At 45.2% G+C, this 19942-nt stretch carries 19 protein-coding genes and 1 pseudogene; 6 read left to right on the top strand and 14 right to left on the bottom strand.

Annotation, left to right across the window (positions count from 1 at the left end; all coding sequences use genetic code 11):
* Positions 1–65 precede the first annotated feature (65 nt).
* Entirely contained in the window at positions 66–635 is a 570-nt protein-coding gene (locus ACTJKB_RS23420) for a TetR/AcrR family transcriptional regulator (protein ID WP_440836764.1), read from the bottom strand.
* A 155-nt stretch (positions 636–790) separates the two neighbouring features.
* On the opposite strand from ACTJKB_RS23420, the gene ACTJKB_RS23415 reads away from it, so the two are divergent.
* Both ACTJKB_RS23415 and ACTJKB_RS23410 read left to right on the top strand, forming a co-directional pair.
* Positions 791–1135, top strand: coding sequence for an AbrB/MazE/SpoVT family DNA-binding domain-containing protein (locus tag ACTJKB_RS23415; RefSeq protein WP_440836763.1), 345 nt, complete (start codon positions 791–793; stop codon positions 1133–1135).
* Positions 1132–2847: an ABC1 kinase family protein gene (locus ACTJKB_RS23410; RefSeq protein WP_440836762.1), complete on the top strand. Its 1716-nt coding sequence runs from the start codon at positions 1132–1134 to the stop codon at positions 2845–2847. The genes ACTJKB_RS23415 and ACTJKB_RS23410 overlap by 4 nt, the downstream gene beginning before the upstream one ends.
* A 97-nt stretch (positions 2848–2944) precedes the next feature.
* Here the strand turns inward: ACTJKB_RS23410 and ACTJKB_RS23405 are convergent.
* From ACTJKB_RS23405 to ACTJKB_RS23350, 12 genes and pseudogenes are all read right to left on the bottom strand, one after another.
* Positions 2945–4129, bottom strand: a pseudogene (locus tag ACTJKB_RS23405) (macrolide family glycosyltransferase); the annotation flags it as partial.
* Positions 4130–4391: 262 nt separating this feature from the next.
* Entirely contained in the window at positions 4392–5258 is an 867-nt protein-coding gene (locus ACTJKB_RS23400) for an SDR family oxidoreductase (protein ID WP_440836761.1), read from the bottom strand.
* On the bottom strand, positions 5255–5764 hold the full coding sequence (locus ACTJKB_RS23395; RefSeq protein WP_440836760.1) for a hypothetical protein: 510 nt from the start codon (positions 5762–5764) through the stop codon (positions 5255–5257). Before ACTJKB_RS23395 ends, ACTJKB_RS23400 begins: the two co-directional genes overlap by 4 nt.
* 108 nt (positions 5765–5872) lie before the next feature.
* On the bottom strand, positions 5873–6439 hold the full coding sequence (locus ACTJKB_RS23390) for a MarR family winged helix-turn-helix transcriptional regulator (protein ID WP_440836759.1): 567 nt from the start codon (positions 6437–6439) through the stop codon (positions 5873–5875).
* 39 nt (positions 6440–6478) lie between these two features.
* A complete protein-coding gene (locus ACTJKB_RS23385; RefSeq protein ID WP_440836758.1) occupies positions 6479–8098 on the bottom strand; it encodes a sigma factor-like helix-turn-helix DNA-binding protein in 1620 nt (539 codons plus the stop codon).
* 193 nt (positions 8099–8291) lie between these two features.
* The gene (arr, locus tag ACTJKB_RS23380) at positions 8292–8708 is read right to left on the bottom strand and encodes an NAD(+)--rifampin ADP-ribosyltransferase (protein ID WP_440836757.1); all 417 of its coding nucleotides are present in this window, start codon (positions 8706–8708) and stop codon (positions 8292–8294) included.
* A 283-nt stretch (positions 8709–8991) separates the two neighbouring features.
* A complete protein-coding gene (locus tag ACTJKB_RS23375; RefSeq protein ID WP_440836756.1) occupies positions 8992–9741 on the bottom strand; it encodes a class I SAM-dependent methyltransferase in 750 nt (249 codons plus the stop codon).
* 86 nt (positions 9742–9827) lie between these two features.
* On the bottom strand, positions 9828–10643 hold the full coding sequence (locus ACTJKB_RS23370; protein ID WP_440836755.1) for a hypothetical protein: 816 nt from the start codon (positions 10641–10643) through the stop codon (positions 9828–9830).
* 173 nt (positions 10644–10816) lie between these two features.
* The gene (locus tag ACTJKB_RS23365; protein ID WP_440836754.1) at positions 10817–11122 is read right to left on the bottom strand and encodes a hypothetical protein; all 306 of its coding nucleotides are present in this window, start codon (positions 11120–11122) and stop codon (positions 10817–10819) included.
* Complete coding sequence (locus ACTJKB_RS23360; protein WP_440836753.1) at positions 11122–11346, bottom strand: histidine phosphatase family protein; 225 nt, start codon at positions 11344–11346, stop codon at positions 11122–11124. Before ACTJKB_RS23360 ends, ACTJKB_RS23365 begins: the two co-directional genes overlap by 1 nt.
* A gap of 100 nt (positions 11347–11446) precedes the next feature.
* Complete coding sequence (locus ACTJKB_RS23355; protein ID WP_440836752.1) at positions 11447–11935, bottom strand: NUDIX hydrolase; 489 nt, start codon at positions 11933–11935, stop codon at positions 11447–11449.
* A gap of 478 nt (positions 11936–12413) precedes the next feature.
* Positions 12414–13064, bottom strand: a complete 651-nt coding sequence (locus ACTJKB_RS23350) for a serine hydrolase domain-containing protein (RefSeq protein WP_440836751.1) — start codon at positions 13062–13064, stop codon at positions 12414–12416.
* A gap of 445 nt (positions 13065–13509) precedes the next feature.
* Between ACTJKB_RS23350 and ACTJKB_RS23345 the strand changes: the two genes are divergently transcribed.
* From ACTJKB_RS23345 to ACTJKB_RS23330, 4 genes are all read left to right on the top strand, one after another.
* Positions 13510–14232, top strand: a complete 723-nt coding sequence (locus ACTJKB_RS23345) for a response regulator transcription factor (protein ID WP_440836750.1) — start codon at positions 13510–13512, stop codon at positions 14230–14232.
* Positions 14229–15287 (top strand): sensor histidine kinase, encoded by a 1059-nt coding sequence (locus tag ACTJKB_RS23340; RefSeq protein ID WP_440836749.1) that lies wholly within the window; start codon positions 14229–14231, stop codon positions 15285–15287. Before ACTJKB_RS23345 ends, ACTJKB_RS23340 begins: the two co-directional genes overlap by 4 nt.
* A 98-nt stretch (positions 15288–15385) precedes the next feature.
* Positions 15386–15910 (top strand): stalk domain-containing protein, encoded by a 525-nt coding sequence (locus ACTJKB_RS23335; protein WP_440836748.1) that lies wholly within the window; start codon positions 15386–15388, stop codon positions 15908–15910.
* A 451-nt stretch (positions 15911–16361) separates the two neighbouring features.
* A complete protein-coding gene (locus tag ACTJKB_RS23330) occupies positions 16362–16742 on the top strand; it encodes a hypothetical protein (RefSeq protein WP_440836747.1) in 381 nt (126 codons plus the stop codon).
* A gap of 143 nt (positions 16743–16885) precedes the next feature.
* On the opposite strand, the gene ACTJKB_RS23325 is transcribed toward ACTJKB_RS23330, so the two are convergent.
* On the bottom strand, positions 16886–19711 hold the full coding sequence (locus ACTJKB_RS23325) for a glycoside hydrolase family 3 C-terminal domain-containing protein (protein WP_440836746.1): 2826 nt from the start codon (positions 19709–19711) through the stop codon (positions 16886–16888).
* Positions 19712–19942: the final 231 nt, after the last annotated feature.

Genomic DNA, 19942 nt, shown 5'->3' with positions numbered 1-19942 from the left:
CTCGTTGTAATCTAGTATGAACCTTTTTCGACACGAGTGTCAAATATAATAAATGGAAATGGACCTCAGTCCCTTCCAGCACCCCCCAGCCACATTTTGTACAATAGCTTACTCCACTCAGGTGTAGGCATGTTCAGCATATTAGGAGTTTCAATAAGGTTAAAATAGACGCCTATGATGACAGGAAGTGGAATGCTTGTATGTAAGTGTCCCTCTTCCTGCGCACGACCAAACAATAGTTCAAGTTGATTCTTTAAAGTGATATGTGCCTGTTCAATAAATTCAAGATCACTCGCTGCCGCAACAGAATTGGCTATATTTATTTTATGGGCATCACCAAGCAATTGATGGAAATTAGCCTCTTCCAGATACACTGTAAGCAGATTCTGAAGAGCGGTCATACAATCCGTCTCATCAATCGCTGACGTTTTTTGTAGTACATTTTCCATTACGCGCTTCATACATGCAGCAACGATCTCGTCTTTATTGGCATAATACTGGTATATTGTACTTCTTGCCCCAACCAGGTTTTGCGATAACAATTTAAGCTGAAACCCCTCATATCCGTGTTGCAGGAGCAACTGCTTGGTCTGGTCAAGCAACTCCGATTTGGTAAAAGCCTGCTTTCTTCCCATGTTGATCACCGCCCCTAATTGTTCAGTAGTCTCATTGTAACAAAAATAACGCTTATTGTATTTTCCAGTTCAATACTCAACACAATCATTGTAAATATGATTAGTATGAAATATCATACTATTATGTAGATGATCTATTAAAGGAGAGATTGATGATGCATCAAAAAAAAGAAAATAGTCACGGAATCGGGCATGGCAAAGTGCTGGGAACAACCTCAATGGGTGAGAGAGGACAAATTGTTATCCCTAGAGAAGCAAGGGAAGAACTTGAACTCAAGCCAGGTGAGAAATTCATCGTTTTCGGGAACAAGCGCAAGGGAGCCGTCATTCTAGTCAAAGCAGAAATGTTCAACAAATTTGCGGATTTCTTCATGAGCGCTTCGAAAAAATTTGAAAGTATGGCCCAAGCGATCTTCGATAAAAATACCACTATTCCTGAAGATGAGGATCATGAACCTGAGGTCGATGAAAAAGAACCTGAGGCCGACGAAAAAGGATGAGCGAATTCTTTAAATTGATGAAGGATCTCCGGTTCAGAAGAACCATGCGGATGATTTTTAAGTTCGCTTGGGATTTCTGGTGGCTGGGCAGGCAAAAGCATTTTATTTCGGGACGGCGCTTTGAAGCGAAAACAAAAGCCTTATATCGAAAACAGGCCACGTATTTTACGAAGACCGCAATGGATATGGGTGGTTTAATTATCAAGCTTGGGCAGCATGTGAGTGCGCAAGTGGATATTTTGCCGAAGGAAATGATTGATGAATTGTCAAAGCTGCAGGATTCCGTAGATTCCGTAGATTTTTCCGAGATACAGCATAAGGTAGAGAGTGAACTCGGAGTATCCATAAGCGAGATTTTTGCTGAGTTTAGTACAACTCCTATCGCAGCGGCTTCCTTAGGACAGGTACATCGGGCGACATTACGGACAGGTGAAGACGTTGCAGTGAAAGTTATGCGTCCCGGGGTCGAGGACATTATCGCCATTGATTGGAAATCCATACAAGTTGCTATTCGATTACTGAAACGCTGGACAAAGATGGCAGACTTCATGGACCTTGATGCGGTGTATGATGAGTTTCACGACACCGTGATGGAAGAGCTCGATTATCAAAAAGAGGGACAAAATGCAGAGGAATTTCAGCTGCAGTTTATCCATCGGGATGATGTCGTCGTTCCGGCCATTCATTGGTCCTATACAACTTCAAAGGTTTTAACCATGGAGTTTTTGGAAGGCGTAAAAATAAACAATTTTGCCCAGCTTGATGCTTGGGGTGTGGACCGGACAAAATTAGCGAAGTCACTGATCGAAATTTTCGTAGAACAGATTCTATTAGAAGGGTTCTTTCACGCAGATCCGCACCCGGGCAATGTTCTCGTACAGCCTGACGGCACCATCGCATTAATCGATTTTGGAATGGTTGGACGAATTGCCGATGATATGAAGGCGCAGATGGTAGCCCTTCTAATGGCCGTGTATTTAAAAGATGCTCACGGCGCCATCGATGCCCTGACCCGTTTGAGATTTTTAAGACGGAATGGAGATTTAGAGGTCTTTTCAAGAAATCTCACCTCATTATTTGAACAAATCAACGGGGACACGTTTGACCTCAGTTTTGTGACGTCAGGTGACAATGCTGAAGAATTACGGGATTTCCTCTACTCTCAGCCCTTTCAATTACCTGCAAATACAACATTTTTGGGAAAAGCCATAGGCACGGTGTATGGGCTTTGTACGGGACTGGACCCTGAGCTTGATCTGATTGGGACCGTTAAGCCTTATGTTGAAGAGGTTGTGCGCAGCGATCTGCGGGGAAGTGTCTTCTCCAACGTTGTAGATGAAGGCAAGAATCTTCTCAAAGGAATCCTTCCTACGACCAAGAAGTTCATTTCGGCAGTAGATAAAATGGATAGCGGAAATTTACGGGTAAAGCTATCAAGTTCCTTTGAGAAAAAATTGATCGATACGCAAAATAGGAATACAGGGCGAATTATTGCAACCATCATTGGAGCGGTATCCCTTCTGACTGCTACAAACATGTGGAATGAAGTGAATCATATGGTTTCTTATGTGCTCGGAACTTTGGGCCTGATCATTATGCTTAGCCAACTCAAAGTGAGAGAACGCCGCCGTGATGTAAGACATGCAAGGCAGATGAGAGCCATGCGTGAAAATAATAGATTGGAAAGGCCAAAGTTAAATTCGCATAAGTAACTGGCAAATACAGAGGAGCTGACCCAAAGGCCATGAGATGGCTGCTTGGGTCAGCCCTTTTTACCGAATCCTGGCCTTTAGATGTGATATTGACTTTTTTAAAGTCTAATATCTCGTCAACGGCTTGATAATACCCGCCTGCCTTTCGAAAGGATTCCTTAAGTCTTGCGGCAGCTTTCTTAAAAGATGAGAGGCCTATCACATGGTCTACAGCTTCAAGCAGTTTATTTACGGTCAAATTTTGCATTTGTAATTGAATGCCTGCTCCGATGTTGGCGACTTGCCTGGCAATGACCGGCTGATCCGCGCTTTGCGGGATTACAATTAGTGGAACCCCATAATAGAGACTTTCCAGGGTACTGTTCATTCCGCCATGGGTAATGAATAATTTCGCGTATTGCAAGACCTCCGTTTGTGGAACGTAGTTTTTCACAATGAAGTTTCTAGGAACTTCTCCTAAATCTGAAATTTGAACTTTATTTCCAATGGCCATGACAATAGAATGATCTGTGTTCTTAAATGCCTCAAAACAAAGCTTATAAAAATCGATGGCTTGGTTAAATACCGTACCCAGTGATATGTAAATGAGGTTCTTCTCCTTGATTGCAGGAAAGTCGAGGTTTTCTTGCGTAAATCTCGAAGAGATGGATGGACCCACAAATTTATAAGTTTGGTCGAATGCTTCTTCACCCGGTTGAAACTCTCTGGTTGTATAAACAATTGTAAGCGGTGCAGGATTACAAAACACTTCGTAAGGAGAATGGATCTCCACATCGTATTTTTCCCTCATCATTGCCGTCAGGCTTTGAAATTTATTGTATATAGGATTAGCTATTTCTGTTGAGACATCCGTGAAAAACGGTTCCAGCATTTTATCGAATGAATCTTTTGTCTGTGCAAAAGAAGTACATGAGTTGACTGCAGGAAGCTTAAGAATTTGAGCAAGTATATGTCCGCAACCAAACATGGAATCATGGATGATGTAATCGAAATGCTCTCCTTCGGTCTGTTCAAGAACGCTTGGTATGACGATATCTGCCGTAAGTAAAAGACCGTTAACTCTCTCGAGTACATAGTCTCTCCCGCCTGAGATAAAGGCTTTTATAAACTTATGATCGTCAAATGTCCGTACCGAAGCCCCCGTCTTCTCCATACGCTCCCGGAAAGCCTCTATACAAAAGTACACCACCTCTTCCCCACGAAGAATAAGCTCTTGCACAATTCCAATCGTTGGATTGATGTGTCCCTCTGATCCGCCATTAATAAATAAAACACGCGCCATATACACCACTCCTCAGATATTTGGGTTATATGCACCCCAAGCAATCTCGCCCGTTCCCCTAAGACGGTTTACCAGAATGTACCTTGAACTATCTTACCTGTTATCATGACTTCTGGTCAAAAATCCCCGTTCCCGCAACTACGCCACTCTGCACGTTAGCTGAATAGGCAGCCGATGATCCCGGCTGCCTATTGTCATGTTCCTAATGTAACCCGTTAGATGCTGCTAATGACACCAATTTCAAAACAGGCGGGGTCAGCCTCTACCGGAAATTTTCTACACACTCATGCAGAAAAGCGTCTAGCGTGCGCGGCTCTCTGCCAAGCAAGCGCTTTACAGTGTCATTTGGACGTTCTGGAACCACCGTAGACATCGTTTGAATTTCCACAACGTGGTTCGCAAGCCAAGGAGGCATATGCCCGTATTCGATAAGATTATGGAGTAGTTCTTGGGGTTCCATGTTGATGTAAGTTATCGGCCGATTGAGCAGGGCGGATAGTCGAGCCGCGATCTGAGGATAGCTGAAAATTTCTGAACCCGTAAGCGTATATATTTGGCCCGATACCTCAGGGTTGGTTAAAGCTTCTGCGGCAACATCTGCGATATCGCGACAGTCAATGAAGTTACACGGTGAATCGCCCATGGAGCCGAAGAAAACATTTTGGGTTGTAATCGTTGGTGCATGGCGCACTAAGTTTTGCATGAACGCATAAGGGCGCAACACGGTGTGGGTGAGACCTGATTCCCTCAGCGCTTTCTCGATTTCTTGATGCCAGCCCGCCACTGCCACTGGAGAGCGCTGCTCAAAGGCAGGGCTGGATATTTTCACGATGTGTTTGATTCCAGATTCGGCTGCCATCTGAATGATTGAAGTTTCCAATTCGATTTGTCTTGGACTGTTGGACATGGCGAGAAAGAGCTGGCTGGCACCTGTAAACGCGCGGCGCAGCGATTCGGGGTCAGCAGCATCTGCCAATGCGACCTCAATAGTCGACCGGCCTTTTTCTCCGATCTGATCACGCAACTTCTCTGGCTCTCTGCTCAGCGCCCTGACGGGCACGCCAAGATCAACCAAACGTTCAAAAAGCGCACTGCCTATCGTACCTGTTGCTCCCACAATAACGATCATTTTTTTATTCTCCTTTTGGATGAAAAATTAGTTGTGACGGCAAGACGCCACCGCCATGTCACTATCGTGCTTGCTATGAATCCAGACAACGGGAAATCGGTCCAGACGCGATCGGCCCAGGCCAAGTGGTTGCCCGGAATCCTAATTTCTAATAAATCAGATGTTATCCATGCGGCACATAGGCCACATAAGGAACCAGCCAATGCGATTCCCCCTACCACAACCAAGTGAGGTGCACCTATGACCCATCGCATATGGCCTACTCGGCTGCGTAATAAAAGGCCAATCATCAAGGCCATCAAGGCCGATGCACCGCCGATTGTGGTTAATGCCCCTATTTGAAGCCCCCTATCAGCAGTAACCAATCCCCCAATACCTGCCATGATGGCAGGAGCAGCATAGGCCATTACAACTTCACGCCACAGTACAAAAGTCTTTTTCCTGGAACCAACAGTCTTAATACCGTAAACATCATCTGTCTGATTCGGGTATTTCGTCTGGTTCATTTCGTTGCTCCCTTCTTCTTGAAATCATTCAATCAATTGCTTTCAGCGAGATATAATTAGGAACCTAACTATATAGGAGTAAAAATAGGCTAGCATCACTAGCCCATTTTACTCATTACTGATGTTTCCCTTTGGTTTCAAGCTTCGTTCGTCCGTAAGTGCAGAGATGCCTTGTGTAACCCGGCCTAGCAAGTCGAGAAATACGCTGCGCTCATCTATACTGAGTAATCCCACCATGGCTTCCAGCCAAGCGAAATGCTCAGGAGCCATTTCACGCAGCTTCTTCGCTCCTTCTTCCGTCAAAATGACCGATCTCTGACGGCCATCTTCTGAGCTTAATCGCCTAGATACTAGGCCATCCCGTTCAAGAATGTCGATCAGACCTGTCACTGTAGCACGTGTAACGCCTAGATGCTCCGCTAATTGCGATGGCAACTCTTCTCCTTCATAATCTTCAAGATCTGCCAATAAACGATATCGACCTGTTGATAAGCCGAATCTAGAGAAATGAATCTCCGAGGCATGCCCAAGCTGGGCTCCCGCTGCCATTAGCCTAGACGCGACGAGTATAGCCTGTGCGTCTATATCTAGGTTATAGCGATCAATCTGACGCTTGGATTGTACAAGCGAGGGAATAGCTTCAATGTCATTTATTATTTTCTTATCGTTGTTCATACATATAGTATGGCCCCTAATCACTTTCGTGTCAAGCAGCTAGCTTTGATTCATGAACATAATTGTGGAAATGCCATTTTTCCGATGCAGATCAGGCACTTTTAACATGCCGATGTCCACTAAATGTTTGAGTACGAAGGCACGTATTATTCCCGACGCCATGCAGTTCTGTGACCAGTAGCGCACATATTTATGTGCATGATCGGGTTGTCCATCGAGGTTCACTTGATAAACAGCTTGATCCAATTTCGCCGCAGCTTCTTTGATTCGTTCGGACGGTTGCGGAATCGCCGCACGCAGACGTTCTCCTGTTTGCTTATCCTTGCAATAAACAATGTTAACTTCAAGGTCAGATTCCGTTCGCAGCAAATATTGTTTGTTGAAAAGACGGCGATAGGCGTCAATGTTCACATCGTTCTGTGGTAAATCACCTTTGATCACATGCATCAGACTGACAAAGTCAGAACTCAGATTATCTCGCCAACCGCCCTGTCTGCCGCACCACCACGTATCGACCTGCCATGCCCTTAGTGCATGTTCATCCGAATCCCGATTCATATCGCCGCAATAATAATATTGTTTTGGATCAAAACTGACGTCAAACTCTCTGTGGATCGTTGCATGAGCGACGTAATGGCCGCCATCTTTTCGGCTGACGGAAACCTCTTCATGGCTAACCTTATTGTGTTCTTTGAAGCTCAATTGATTACCAGCATACGGAATGAGGCTCCACAACAGCAGATTGACATCGCCGCCTGGAATGTAGACACCCGTCTCTTGGAACACTTCACCCATCGAGAAAAACGTCTTGAAATAATGCCCGACGGCAATCTCCGCATATTCTTTGTACAATGAGTGTAATACCTCGCTTTTTATAGAGGACGGATCTTCGATGTACATATTAGTACGATACTTTCCACCCGGTAGTTTATCCATGAAACCGTATTCTTCCAGTGGTTCGATTTCATCCTCGATAAATACAGGTGAAATGCCCAGTTCTTCGGCGATTTCATTAACCGTGAGCGGCTTGTGATACGCTCCGAAAGCGATGTTTTGTCTGATCGCTGTCGCCAAAAAGTCGGCGGTGTCGCCTTTGTTTCCTGGGGATCCGCTATGCCCTAAATTTGTCATGCGGATCGGATTGATGCCCAGATTACCCATCGATCGAATTGTGTTCATCTTGTGTTTCAGCTCCTTTTTCGCTTCAAATAAGTGCCATTTGATCGTGCCGCCAGATAGACCCATCTCAGCCGCGATTTCGCTAATTTTCATTCCACCGTAGTAGTACTTGACAACGATTCCCCGTTGCTGGTGAGATAAAAAAGCTATTTCCCGCCGCAATGCGCCAGCCGTTTCTTGACGGATAATCTCGCCATAGCCCTCGTCTCTGGACATCACCTCACTGTCATCAATCTGCATTTGGTTGGAAGCTTTCACTTTCTCGCCTACGAATTTCGCCCACACATAATGCGCAATCTTAAAGACATAGCTGTTCAGATCCAATAACTCTGTCTTTTTGAGAAGCGCTTGGTATACTTCCAGCGTAATTCTTCCCGCCAGCTCCTCGGCTTCGGCGATCTTTCCCGTTTTGTTCAAAGCAAAACCATATAGCGGCTTGATGTAATCCTTGATGACACGATCAGCATGTTGTTTATTCATGTTCTAAAAACTCCTTGTTATCGAGTGGCACTCCAATATATACTGCATCGAAAACGAAAAAGGTTGGGTGGTTTAAGAAAACTTTTTGTTTCGGACGCACACGGAGTTTAATTTCTGCCAAATATCATGCTGCAGGCCGTTATTCAACAAAAAAGCAGCCGGCTAAAAAGAGGCGGCTGCTATAATGCAAGATTCAATCATATATTATATTCTTTCCTTCTTCAGTTAGTTTTTTTAAAGATATAAGCATATGATTTATTTCTTCATCGGAATGTCTTTCCCATGAACTTAATTCGGCTATTATTTTCAAAGGCGATTTAGACCTATATGAACGTGTTGGATTTCCAGGAAATCTTTTATCAGTTAAGTTCGGATCATTTTCGAAATCACCTACTGGCTCTACAATATAAATTCTCTCTTTTGATTTAGATTTTGCTAATTCAGCACCCCATTTAGCAGCGTCTAATGTTGCAGTAAAATATATATGATTAGATTTTTTATCCTGATAATTGGATAAATACAACGGTTCAAGCAAGTCTCCGATTTTCAATTCTGCTTTAGTCCCATGAAAGAACGGACCTGGATCTAAGATGTTTTTTTTGTCATCCATATAGGCACACCCCTTTTTGTTTTAGACTTTCGTATAAGAGTATAAGGCTACAGGGGGGCAAAAAGTAGTCTATAAATAAATTCCAAATGAGGTTATAATATAAGTAGAGAGTATGATCTTTGGTACTCCCAACACCCCCTCCCCACCATACCCCTCGACAACAGCACCATTAAAGGACTAGGATTCCTCTTCTTTTCGGCAAACATCTTTTTTAATTTCGGTAATAATAACAAAAAAGAACGCCTCTGTAATCCTACCATTTAGGAGGCGCTCTTCTATGAAATTATTTTATAGCTATAATTAAGAACCTTTTAGAATTTGTAATAATCCCCTTAGGTGTTTGATTGTTTTCAATGAAATCATTTAGAATTTGAAAGTCCTTGTCCTCATAACCGAAGTGGGGAATAATGGGTGTGTGTTTAAGCAAGAACAACAGATCTTCGGGTCTGTGATAGTAATCTACGGAATTGTAATCGAAGGATTCTACGGATTGAAAACCCGCCTCCTTAAGTTCCCTTATATATGTCTCTTTTAATGTTCCATCGGCAACTCCAAACGCCTGCCCGCGACCAAAGGCATTTTTTAAATTCAGCTTATCCCCTTCACTTACTTGCTGCGTCAGAAAAGTTCCACCATTCTTTAACACCTTAGCCACTTCATTGGAGAAGAATGGTGCGTGACAACACGAAACAACGTCAATCGAATCAAAGGGGAATTCCAAATCATCAGAAGACATTAGTTTAAATTCAACGTTAGAAATATTCGCTTTATCCAGGTTTGATTTTGCAGTTTCCATCATTCCACTCGATAAATCAATTCCAAATACAGAATGAAATGAAGAAGCGATGGATAGTACGTTTTCTCCTCCCCCTGTTCCTACGTCCAAAAGAACATCCGTGCCTTTAGACCTTCTTATCACTTCCTCATAAAAATCCCACTCTATCCCTTCTGACGTGACCTGCAATTTACTAAAATCCCAACCATTCATTTTGCCGACTTTATCATAAAAATCTTTATATTCTATTTCATTCATGTTGAAATCACCTCTACGCATCCAAAATGGGATTACTAGACTAACGACTTTGAAATCTGATTATTTTCTCACCAACAACCATTTGTTCATCTTGAGGCTTCCCGTTCGAGAGCTCTATCCAGATCATGTGATGCTTCAATAATGGCTGGCTCCAAATTACTGAGCCATTCGGAATACTCTAGATGTGTTGCCATGGATGGATCCTTCCTTAGCTCCTTGCATCTCTTCAAATTCTCTTTCCATCCGCCACTAAGATGTAAAATCCCCCAATCGGCTGCTTGGCTTTTAGAAAGGATGACCCCTTCCTCCCACCAAGCTATAAATTTGGAAGCTAAGAGGAGCCAGTCAATGGAATGAAGGCTATTTCCCTTGCCAAACTCCCGCATACACATGGCATACTCCTTAAAAAAGCTAATGAACTCTTCCCTCGAGAACGATGGAATATGGTCTAGATCGGACTCACCATACAATAAGATACTCTGCTCCTTGATCGTGTACAGGGTGAACAGGTCTAATTGATTTTCGGTCCAGACGGATTCGCGCTTTGTTCCCCACCATAAGCCACTGCCCTTTTCCCCGCTCAGCATATTAATCGTAAGAAAGGCACCCTCAAGCATATCGGTGTAGAGGCTCAGGATCTGTTTATCGGCGGATTTTCTAAGAAGGGATGATCTATAATTGTATCGTAGTTTGTTTAAAAGTTCGACTTCGTCTGGGCTAAGGTCCTCTCCAATGATGACGAGAAAATCCAAATCCCCGTATCCGGGGGATAAATCATTATGGATGGCCGAACCATAAAGGTAAATACTTCGCAACTTTCTATCAAGAATGGCTCGGATATCATCAACAAATATGGACAAGGTTCGTTCAAGTATTTCGTCTTCAAAGGATTGAGTCAACATTAAGATCGCTCCATTATGATTTTAATATTCCATTTCCATTTTATGTAACATTTGAGCAAAGGCTGCCAGAACTTGCGTCTAATGGACAGTTGGATTTATACTGATTAATCCCTTAGATGGAACGTGGGAGGGTATTCTCCAAATGATTATGAAAGAATTATTGCTGGCTCCTTTTAGGGAGCCACGGGATAGTGATACTCGAGAATTGAAGCATGTGGAATTTCGCCTACCTCACCTACCAAGGTACGAAAAGCCATGCCGTGTCCAGTAATGATCACCTTTTGAAATCCGAGATATTTGTCAATTACCTTCTCCATGCGGTTCTTCAGATGTTCTTTCGACTCCCAAAGCTTGGTTCCCTCAGGTGGATAGATTCCATGATTAGCATCATAATCGTCCCCCAGTTCTTTAAGCCTCTCCAATGAATCATATTCAAAGGTTAAGTCGGGTTGCCACTCTCTTAAATCGAATTCAACCATTATTTTTCCTTTGATAAAATAGCAGCCGTTTGAAGTGCTCTTGGATAAGGAGAGGAGACAACCATTTCAGCTTCTTTTAAACGTTTATCCTTTGCTATTAAATATACTTGGTTAACTCCTTTATTCGTAAGAGGAACAAGGTCCCGACCATGTCCCTTTAATTTGTAATGTTCATTTATGTCCCATTGTGGTTCACCGTGGCGAATGAGAAAAAATTGCGTCATTAAAAATCCTCTACACATCCATTTTTGTATTAGGGCACCGATAATAATTATTGGAAGCCAAGGGTCCCTGCCATAAAGTAACTATCATGCCCTCGTGCAACTAAATCCGCCTTTGAAGCTTGACCATACATTCTGTCGTTGTCGCAGTGACGTATTCCATATAATTCACAGAGCCGTTAAAGTTCAAATAAGCTTCATAACGCAAGCGGATTGCGGGTAAAGCAATTAAATCCAGAACACTATCCTTTGGCACCCACCTGCACTCGCTTGTTTCATCAGAAGTAGTCAACTCTCCACCCACAGCTTTGCACACGAAATCAAACATGACCTTCGTAGGAACATCAGTCACACCGTCATACCACTTATGGACTGCAGTATTCGAAATAACACTAATTAAATGGCTAACAGTGGAGTCTATTCCACTTTCCTCTTTGATTTCACGAATCACGCCATCAATGAGGTTTTCTCCAACCTCAGTTATCCCACCAGGAAACACCCAACCATCATCATGGGCTTTTACTAATAGGATATTTCCATTTCCATCTTCTACAATTCCGCCTGCAGATACAATATGTGTCGGAAACGCCATTTCACAACCTCCTAATACGGTGAAGTTGTATATTACTTCCACGTGTTTCCTGTACCTTCCTGCTTCGTAGATTTATATGCTACTTCAGATTTATTCCTTTCATGTCCCCATAGTTCAATGCGAATATCCGCTTAACAAGTGATATGCCATATTTCCGAACTGTCTTACATCACTTAAATAATCGTATCCGATTGGATTACTTAATTGGTTATACATCCTTATTACAACGGCATCGCACTCAGGAATAATCAAACAAGAGCATCCAGTAATACCCAGAATTTGATATGCACAACTTGGTAGTTGTTCACCTAATTGATTTAGAAGTGTATCACTTTGCAACCACCATATAAAGCCGTTTCGTGGATGTTTTAACGGAACAGAACTTGGCGTTTGAAGTGTTGTTACACGTTCAAAAATCGCCCTCGGTAAGCATTTCTCGCTGTTAAGGTATCCTTTTTTAAGATGAATGTAACCCCACTTAGCAAAATCTCGAGCGAATAAATAGATTACTTTGGTCTCCTATATCACTATTGTTTGGTCCAACCCACGTATCTTTATCTTTATAATAATTATATATCAGATCTTCACGATACTCCGTTCTCCACCCTGTTTCTAAAAGCTGATAAGTATCAAATACATTTTTTTGCATGAATGTACTGAATTTTTGCCCCGTCACCTGACTAAACAATTTATATAGCATATTAATCCCAGTGTTTCTGTAAGACCATCCACTGCCAACGGGAAATTCTCTAAGTAAATTTCCGTCTTTCTCATATAAACCATGAGTGTGGGTAAGGAGATGACGTAAAGTAACACCATTTGCCACATAGGCATATTCTTTGAGATAAGTACTAACTTCCTCATCAATACTTTTGATTTCCCCTTGTTCAACTAACATGCTTATTGCAAGACCAAGATACGTTTTACGGGCTGAGCCAACATTGAACTGTGACTTTTCATCAACCAAACGTGAGCCTAGAACAGAATCATGTTTTCCAGAATACCACTCATTGACAACCAAGTTATCTTTTATAATGTAGGTTGCTGCGGCTGTGGCGCCTATTTGCGTTTGAATGCTGTACACATAATCATTAAGACTTTGAAAATGGCTCGTTACTGCTTTAATCACATAAACTGCCCCTTAGTATAAATTGAGAGATACCAGGCATTAATAGTTCATTTTATGAAAAAAACTATAATATATCTTTTTCAAAATTCATCCAGAATTAGATTACAACGTATGTTAACAAGTTCTAGAGGAGAAATCAAATGTTCTAAGTCAGCAGAACATTGCCAGAATAAGCGTGTTGCGGATACTCCACTGGAATGGCTCCCACAGCCAGCAGGTCAAAAGAAACAGGATATCGAGCCCCGGCTTCATTTCACCAAATTGTTCAGGAAATTCGCAGGCATGACACCCATGAAGTTCAGGTGTGACTGGTGGCTAAGGGGATAGTAAAACGAACATCAGAACAGCCTGTTTGAATTAATAGTTTTGTAAGAACTCTATTCGGCGTCTTGCGGTATAATCGCTACAAGGCAGTAGCATTGCAGGAAGGATTGGAGGATTCGGCATGACCATTAAGATATTAATCGCAGATGATGAATCAAATATACGAGATGTATGTACACGGTATTTGGAACGCGAAGGTTACGAAGTACTGACAGCGGTAGATGGGGAAGAAGCCCTGCAAATATGGCATGAAAATGTCCCAGACCTGGTCATTCTCGATGTAATGATGCCCAAAAAAAGCGGCTTCCAGGTCTGTGAGGAAATACGCAATAATCATGACGTTCCGGTCATATTGCTGACCGCACGCGGGGAGGAAGGTGACCGGATCATCGGGCTGACCATGGGTGCCGACGATTATATGATCAAGCCGTTCAGCCCGAGGGAATTGGTCTTGCGGGTGAAGGCGATCCTACGACGGCTTCGCTTGTCAGGCACACAGCCGCAGATCCTCCCACCGGTCGCCGCCCCGAAAGAAACTATTCAGTTCGCCGGGTTGCTCATCCATCTGCCCAGTAGATGCGTCGAAGTGAATAACGTCCGGATTGATTTAACCGTGAAAGAGTTTGAGCTGCTTACACTGCTGTCCACACATCCGGAGCAGGTCTTCTCCCGAAGCCAACTGCTGAATAAAGTGTGGGACGTCGACTATTACGGAGATACGACAACAGTCACTGTTCATATTCGGCGTCTGCGGGAAAAGATCGAAACCAACCCCTCGGAGCCCGAATACATCAAAACGGTCTGGGGAATTGGATATAAATTTGAAGGACGGGAAGTAACATGAAGCTGAAACTGCGGTTGCGTTCCTATTTATTGCTGCTAAACGGGGTAAGTATCGCCGTAATTCTTGTAAGTGTGTCAATTATTTATCGATATATGCTACTGACCTGGAATGAATATATGCTCATTACTGGCATCACAGTAGGAGCGGCTTGCGTGTCTTTGATCATCCATGCTCTACTGACCCGTCCGCTCGCGAGATGGATCAGGGTGCTGGCAGGGGAAACGGAGCGGGTGGCGAGCGGGGATTTCAATATCGACATTCCGCGTATAGGACCACAAGAATTCCAGCAGCTGGCTGCCCAGTTCAACCAAATGTCAAGCAGGCTGCGTGGTCTGTTCGACCGGCTGCACGCATCAGAGGAAGCCCGTTCAGAGCTGATTGCGAACATTTCGCATGATCTGCGGACACCAATGGCTTCCATCCAGTCGTTTGTAGAGGCGCTGCAGGATGACGTGATTCAGGATCCTGTGACCTATGACCGTTACCTGCAAACGATACGGCTCGAAACCCGGAGACTAAGTGCCTTAATTGATGAATTATTCAGTTTATCCCGCCTGGACGCTGAAGTTGTTGAGCTTAAGCAGCAGTCAGCCGCAGTGGACAGCCTAATTTTAGAGGTGCTGCAGAGCCATTATTTGCACCTTAGCGAAAAGCATATTGAAGTCGACGTCCGGGTACCGGAAGAGCTTGGGGCCGTTTGGGTGGATTCCTTTGAGATCAAAAGAGCGCTTGGCAATTTACTGCAGAATGCCATTCGTTTCTCCCCGGATGCTTCGACAATTGTAGTTGAAGCCAAAGAATATGCGAATGCTTACGTAGAGTTATCCATCGCTGATCAAGGGCCGGGGATAGCGGAAGTCTCCCGGAACCGGATATTTGAGCGGTTTTACCGGGATGATCCGTCACGGACCCGGGAAGGCGGTGGAACCGCAGGACTTGGACTGGCGATTGTTAAATCCATCGTACAGCGCCACGGCGGTGAGGTTGGGGTGGTCAGCCAGGAGGGAAAAGGAAGCCGCTTCTGGCTCACAGTGCCGAAAACTAGAATGTTATGAGTTTGTTAATCTTTCTGTAAGAATTGCGTTAGCCTTTCTTAAGAGCCCTTCGGTATTGTTAAGTCCGAAGAACAAACAAACTTAAGGAGGCAACACTAATGAATCCACTGAAAAAGGCAGCTGCAATATCCACGCTCTCCCTCGCCCTTATTCTCCCGGGCATCGCTCAAGCGGACAACACCAAGCCCATGGACTCCGGGATGAACTCCAACAAGGAGTCCAGCATAATGATGGACTCGAAGATGATGGATAACAGCAAGCAGAACGGTATGATGATGAACGGTATGATGATGATGAACGATATGGCTTATGTCCCCCTTCGGCTGCTTGCTGAAACGCTGGGCTACACACTCACTTGGAACGGTGCCGACCAGTCGATTACGATGACCTATATGGGAATGAAGCAGAGTATGGATATGGATATGAGTATGACTGACAAAACCAACGAAACGATGAATGACAGTTACATGGTTAAGGTGATGTTAAATTCGAAGGATATTATGATTGGAATGGATAAAAAAATGCTGGCCCACGCTCCCATGAGCATGGGCGGAATCACCTACGTCACAAAGGAATTCATTAATATGTACTTGCTTGCTCCCTTTATGATGAAGTCTATGTAAGCCATAGAACGGGGTTTTCCTAAAAAGTGGATTTTCTATGACCGGTGATAGGTCTCTTCATTCTTACAACCATCATATGTGAGCAGATCAGCGATTCTCCAGTAACGGGAGAATCGCTGATCTGCGTATACGCTTAGATATTGACTGTTTTGGGATGGTAGTTGTAAGAGTCCCTGCCGGGGGAAGGCTGCAATGATAACGTCGCTACGGGGCAACAGAGTGTGGAATAACTAAAGAAACCGCTCTTTTTGGTATTGGAAGGAGTTACCAAGAAGACGATAACTTTGTGTGAATAAGCATCTGCCCGGCTCCAAATCTATATATAATAATTACTTAACAAAAGACAGGCAACGTTATATTATTATGGTACAATTTGGATAGACAGGCACTTTCAAAAGGTTGATGATGGAAATATAAAGTTATCAGAATAGAATAATCAGGAGGGATAGGTTTGGGTATTGGTATTATTGTTATTGTAGTGTTCGTCTTTATCGTCGCTAAAGCCATTATGAAAGATAACAACAATAAACGCGGTATTAGCGGGAGGGACAGGAACAACTCGGCCGACAGTTTCTTCTTCACGGGAACGGGAGCCGACCTAACCCCTGGTGACGACAGCCACAAACATCATTCCGGCCATCATCATAACGGGGACAACGGAAATAGCGGCTACAACAACCATAACCACGGCGGGAGCAGTTGGGACAGCGGCCATGGCAGCCACGGTGGCTGGGATGGCGGCGGTCATAGCGGCGGACATGACAGCGGCGGCGGCGGTGGTGATTCCGGCGGTGGCGGCGGGGATGGCGGTGGTGGCGGTGGCGGAGACTGAATCCAGGTACATCTTAAGAACCCGCTGGTGCAGCGATGCAGCCCGCGGGTTCTTTTTACGTCTGGATTTCTGCTATTTGAACATGCCAAAGACCCCGCATCCTCTGAATCATCAGAACATACGGGGCCATTGCTGTGTTCCTTCTATGCGCTAAAATGGAAGCGGCTCAGCAGAACCTCGCCGCTAAAGATCATATACACATCCGTGTTTCCTGCTTCCATACTGACAGGAACGGATAGGCTTTTCCACTCCTGGAGGGTGCCGCCTGCCGGAATTACCAGCGTACCTGCCAATTTCCCCGCCGGGCCTCCGGTTCTGATCTCCACACTGCCGCCCTTGGCGGAGGATACGAGCCCCTGGAACTCTGCTGCTCCCTGTGCGAACGCTGCATCCTTGAAGGCAATCCATGCGCCGTCCGCTGTAGGGTGAATGGATGCGCCGCCCGCCTTGCATTCATCCAGAAACACTTTTTCATAGTCATCATAGTTCTCGGCTTTGATTGTATGATACAGGTCACGCGGAGGAACCGTTTCGCCCTGTATTTGTACACGTCCGGTCAGCTGAATGTCGCCCGAGGAACGGCCAATTAAGATCTCGTACTCGCCGGTTTCCACACAATATTGCTCCCGCGTCACATCCCAGAAAGCCAACTCGGCCACCGGTAAAGTAAATGCCAATGTCTGTGTTTGTCTGGCTGCAAGATGAATCTTCTCGAAACCCTTAAGCTGCTTCAGAGGACGCTTCACCCGGGAGGACAAGGCGTGAATGTAGAACTGAACTACCTCGTCACTTGCTACAGACCCTGTATTCTCAACGTCTACTGTCAGTTTAATGGTTCCATCCTGCTTCAAAAGCTCCTCCGCCAGCGACAGCTTGCGGTATGCCACCTGTGCATAGCTTAAGCCATGACCGAACGGATACAGCGGCTCGCCGTCAAAGTACATGTAGGTTCTTTTGCCTTTGATAATATCGTAATCCATCAGGTCAGGAAGTTGATCCACGGAACGGTACCAGGTCATATTGAGCTTCCCTGACGGGCTGTAGTCACCGAACAGGACATCTGCCACCGCATTGCCGAGCTCCTGCCCGCTGTGGGAGGTATATAAGACCCCCGGAATGTTCTCATCTATCCATGTCGAAGAGATCGGGTAGCTTCCCACAATTACTACTACAGTATTGGGATTTGCCTCGTATACTGCCTTGACTAGACGTTCCTGCTCTTCAGGCAGCACAATATCCGGTCTGTCGATTTCTTCTTTGCCGTTCAAAAGCGGATGGTTTCCGACGAACACGACGGCGACCTCTGCGGCCTTGGCAGCTTGGACTGCCGCATCCACGCCATTCACAATGATGGTCTTGTTAAATTCACATGCCTGGGCAACGGTATTCTGATCACCAACCTGGAGTGTGCCATCCTCTGGATTGATAGAGATCAGCTTGTCATTCCAGGTGCGCAGGCTCACGGCTCCCCCGTCTTCCGGCACCAGATTCAGCGATTCCTTCACGTACCAGCCATAGATTTCATCAGCAGAAGCCGTCAAGGTATCCGAGTCGTTCAGTGTAACATACTGTCCCCGGCTTGTTGCTTCCAATGTATTGGCGGTCCAGCCCCAGGCTGTATGACGGAACAATTCCCCACGCTCCGGTACATCATGCAAGACAGCCAATCTTCCGTCTTCGCCGGTCATTCCTACTGCCTTGCCGCTAGCTGCCGAGGTCAGAATAATGCGGTCATCCCCGCTCTCAAAAGCAACCTGCTTCCCGGCCAGCTTCTTCGTCACACCCTGCAGCGGAGTCACACCGTAAGCTAACGTACCGGAGTACCAGTCTCTGAAAGCTTCATCCGCCAGCGGTCCGATAAGTGCGACCTTGGATAGCTCAGTCTTGCTGAGCGGAAGGGTGTTATTGTCATTTTTCAGCAATACGATGGATTGCTTCGCAGCTTCCAGGGACAGCTCACTGTGTTTCTTGCTGAGAATCACAGAATCATCGATGGCCGCATACGGATTGCCTTCCTCGGGATCGAATTCGCCTAGACGGAAACGGACGCGGAACGTATTGAAAAGCGCGCGGTCCAGATCCGCCTCGGTCAGCAGTCCTTCATTCAACGCCTGGTGAATGACCTTAATTGTCTCTTCCGTTTCTTCGGTCACACTGTCGATGCCGTTCTTAATCGATTCTGCCATGGACTGGGCGAACGATTCATAATACTTATGATCCTTCACAATCCCGAACAAATCTCCGGCATCGCTTACAATGAAGCCGTCCATTTCCCATTCGCCCTTCACAATCTCCATGACTGCCGGATGCAGGATTACCGGTACGCCATTCACCGAGTTGTACGCCGTCATCATCGACTGCGCGCCGCCTTCCTTGAAGGCAGGCTTGAAGGCTTCCAGATAATACTCACGCATATTGCGCGGATCTATGCTGGAGGAAGCCACTCCACGGTCAATCTCATTGTTATTACCGAGAAAATGCTTCAGCGTTGCTACCGCTTTCAAATACTTGGGATGATCGCCTTGAATCCCCTTCACGAGCGAGGTGCTTAGACGGCCGGTCAGTTCCGGATCTTCACCATAGGCTTCTTCCGTTCTGCCCCAGCGCGGATCACGCTCCATATCCACTGTAGGCGCCCATAAAGTCAGGCCGTTGACTGTCGGATTTTTCCGGTAAAAAGCTCTGGCTTCGTCGCCGATCGCTTCACCGATTCTCTGCAGCAGCTCCGGGTTCCAGGTGCAGGCCAGTCCGCTCGGCTGCGGAAAAGAGGTTGCTTTGCCCAGCCAGGAAATACCATGTGCCCCTTCCGTACCGTGCTTATAACCGCCTACTCCTAAACGTTCAATAGCTGCTTGATATTGGGGCATCAGGCTCACCTTCTCATCCAGCGTTAGTCTGGAGAGCAGGTCCTGTACACGTTCATTCAGCTGCAATTCAATTTGTTGAAAGGGTAATGTTGCGGATTCCATTGAGATGACACTCCTTTTAATCTTTATGATAACGGTTTCAACTATCCTCCCCATCATAAAAGATTCCCGCAGAGAGCAACACCTGAATAATTGACATAAAAATCAGTTCATAATTAGAGATTCGGGTGTGAAGCTGCGTCTGGAGATGAAGCTACGTGGGACGAAACAACAAACGGACCCTCGGAGACCCAACAACGGCATTTCTGCCGTTGTTCCTCCTCAAACCCGCCG

The organism is Paenibacillus sp. 22594 (assembly GCF_052044425.1).
In the GTDB taxonomy this organism is placed as follows: domain Bacteria; phylum Bacillota; class Bacilli; order Paenibacillales; family Paenibacillaceae; genus Paenibacillus_AQ.
This window is presented reverse-complemented; position numbering and strand designations above follow the sequence as displayed.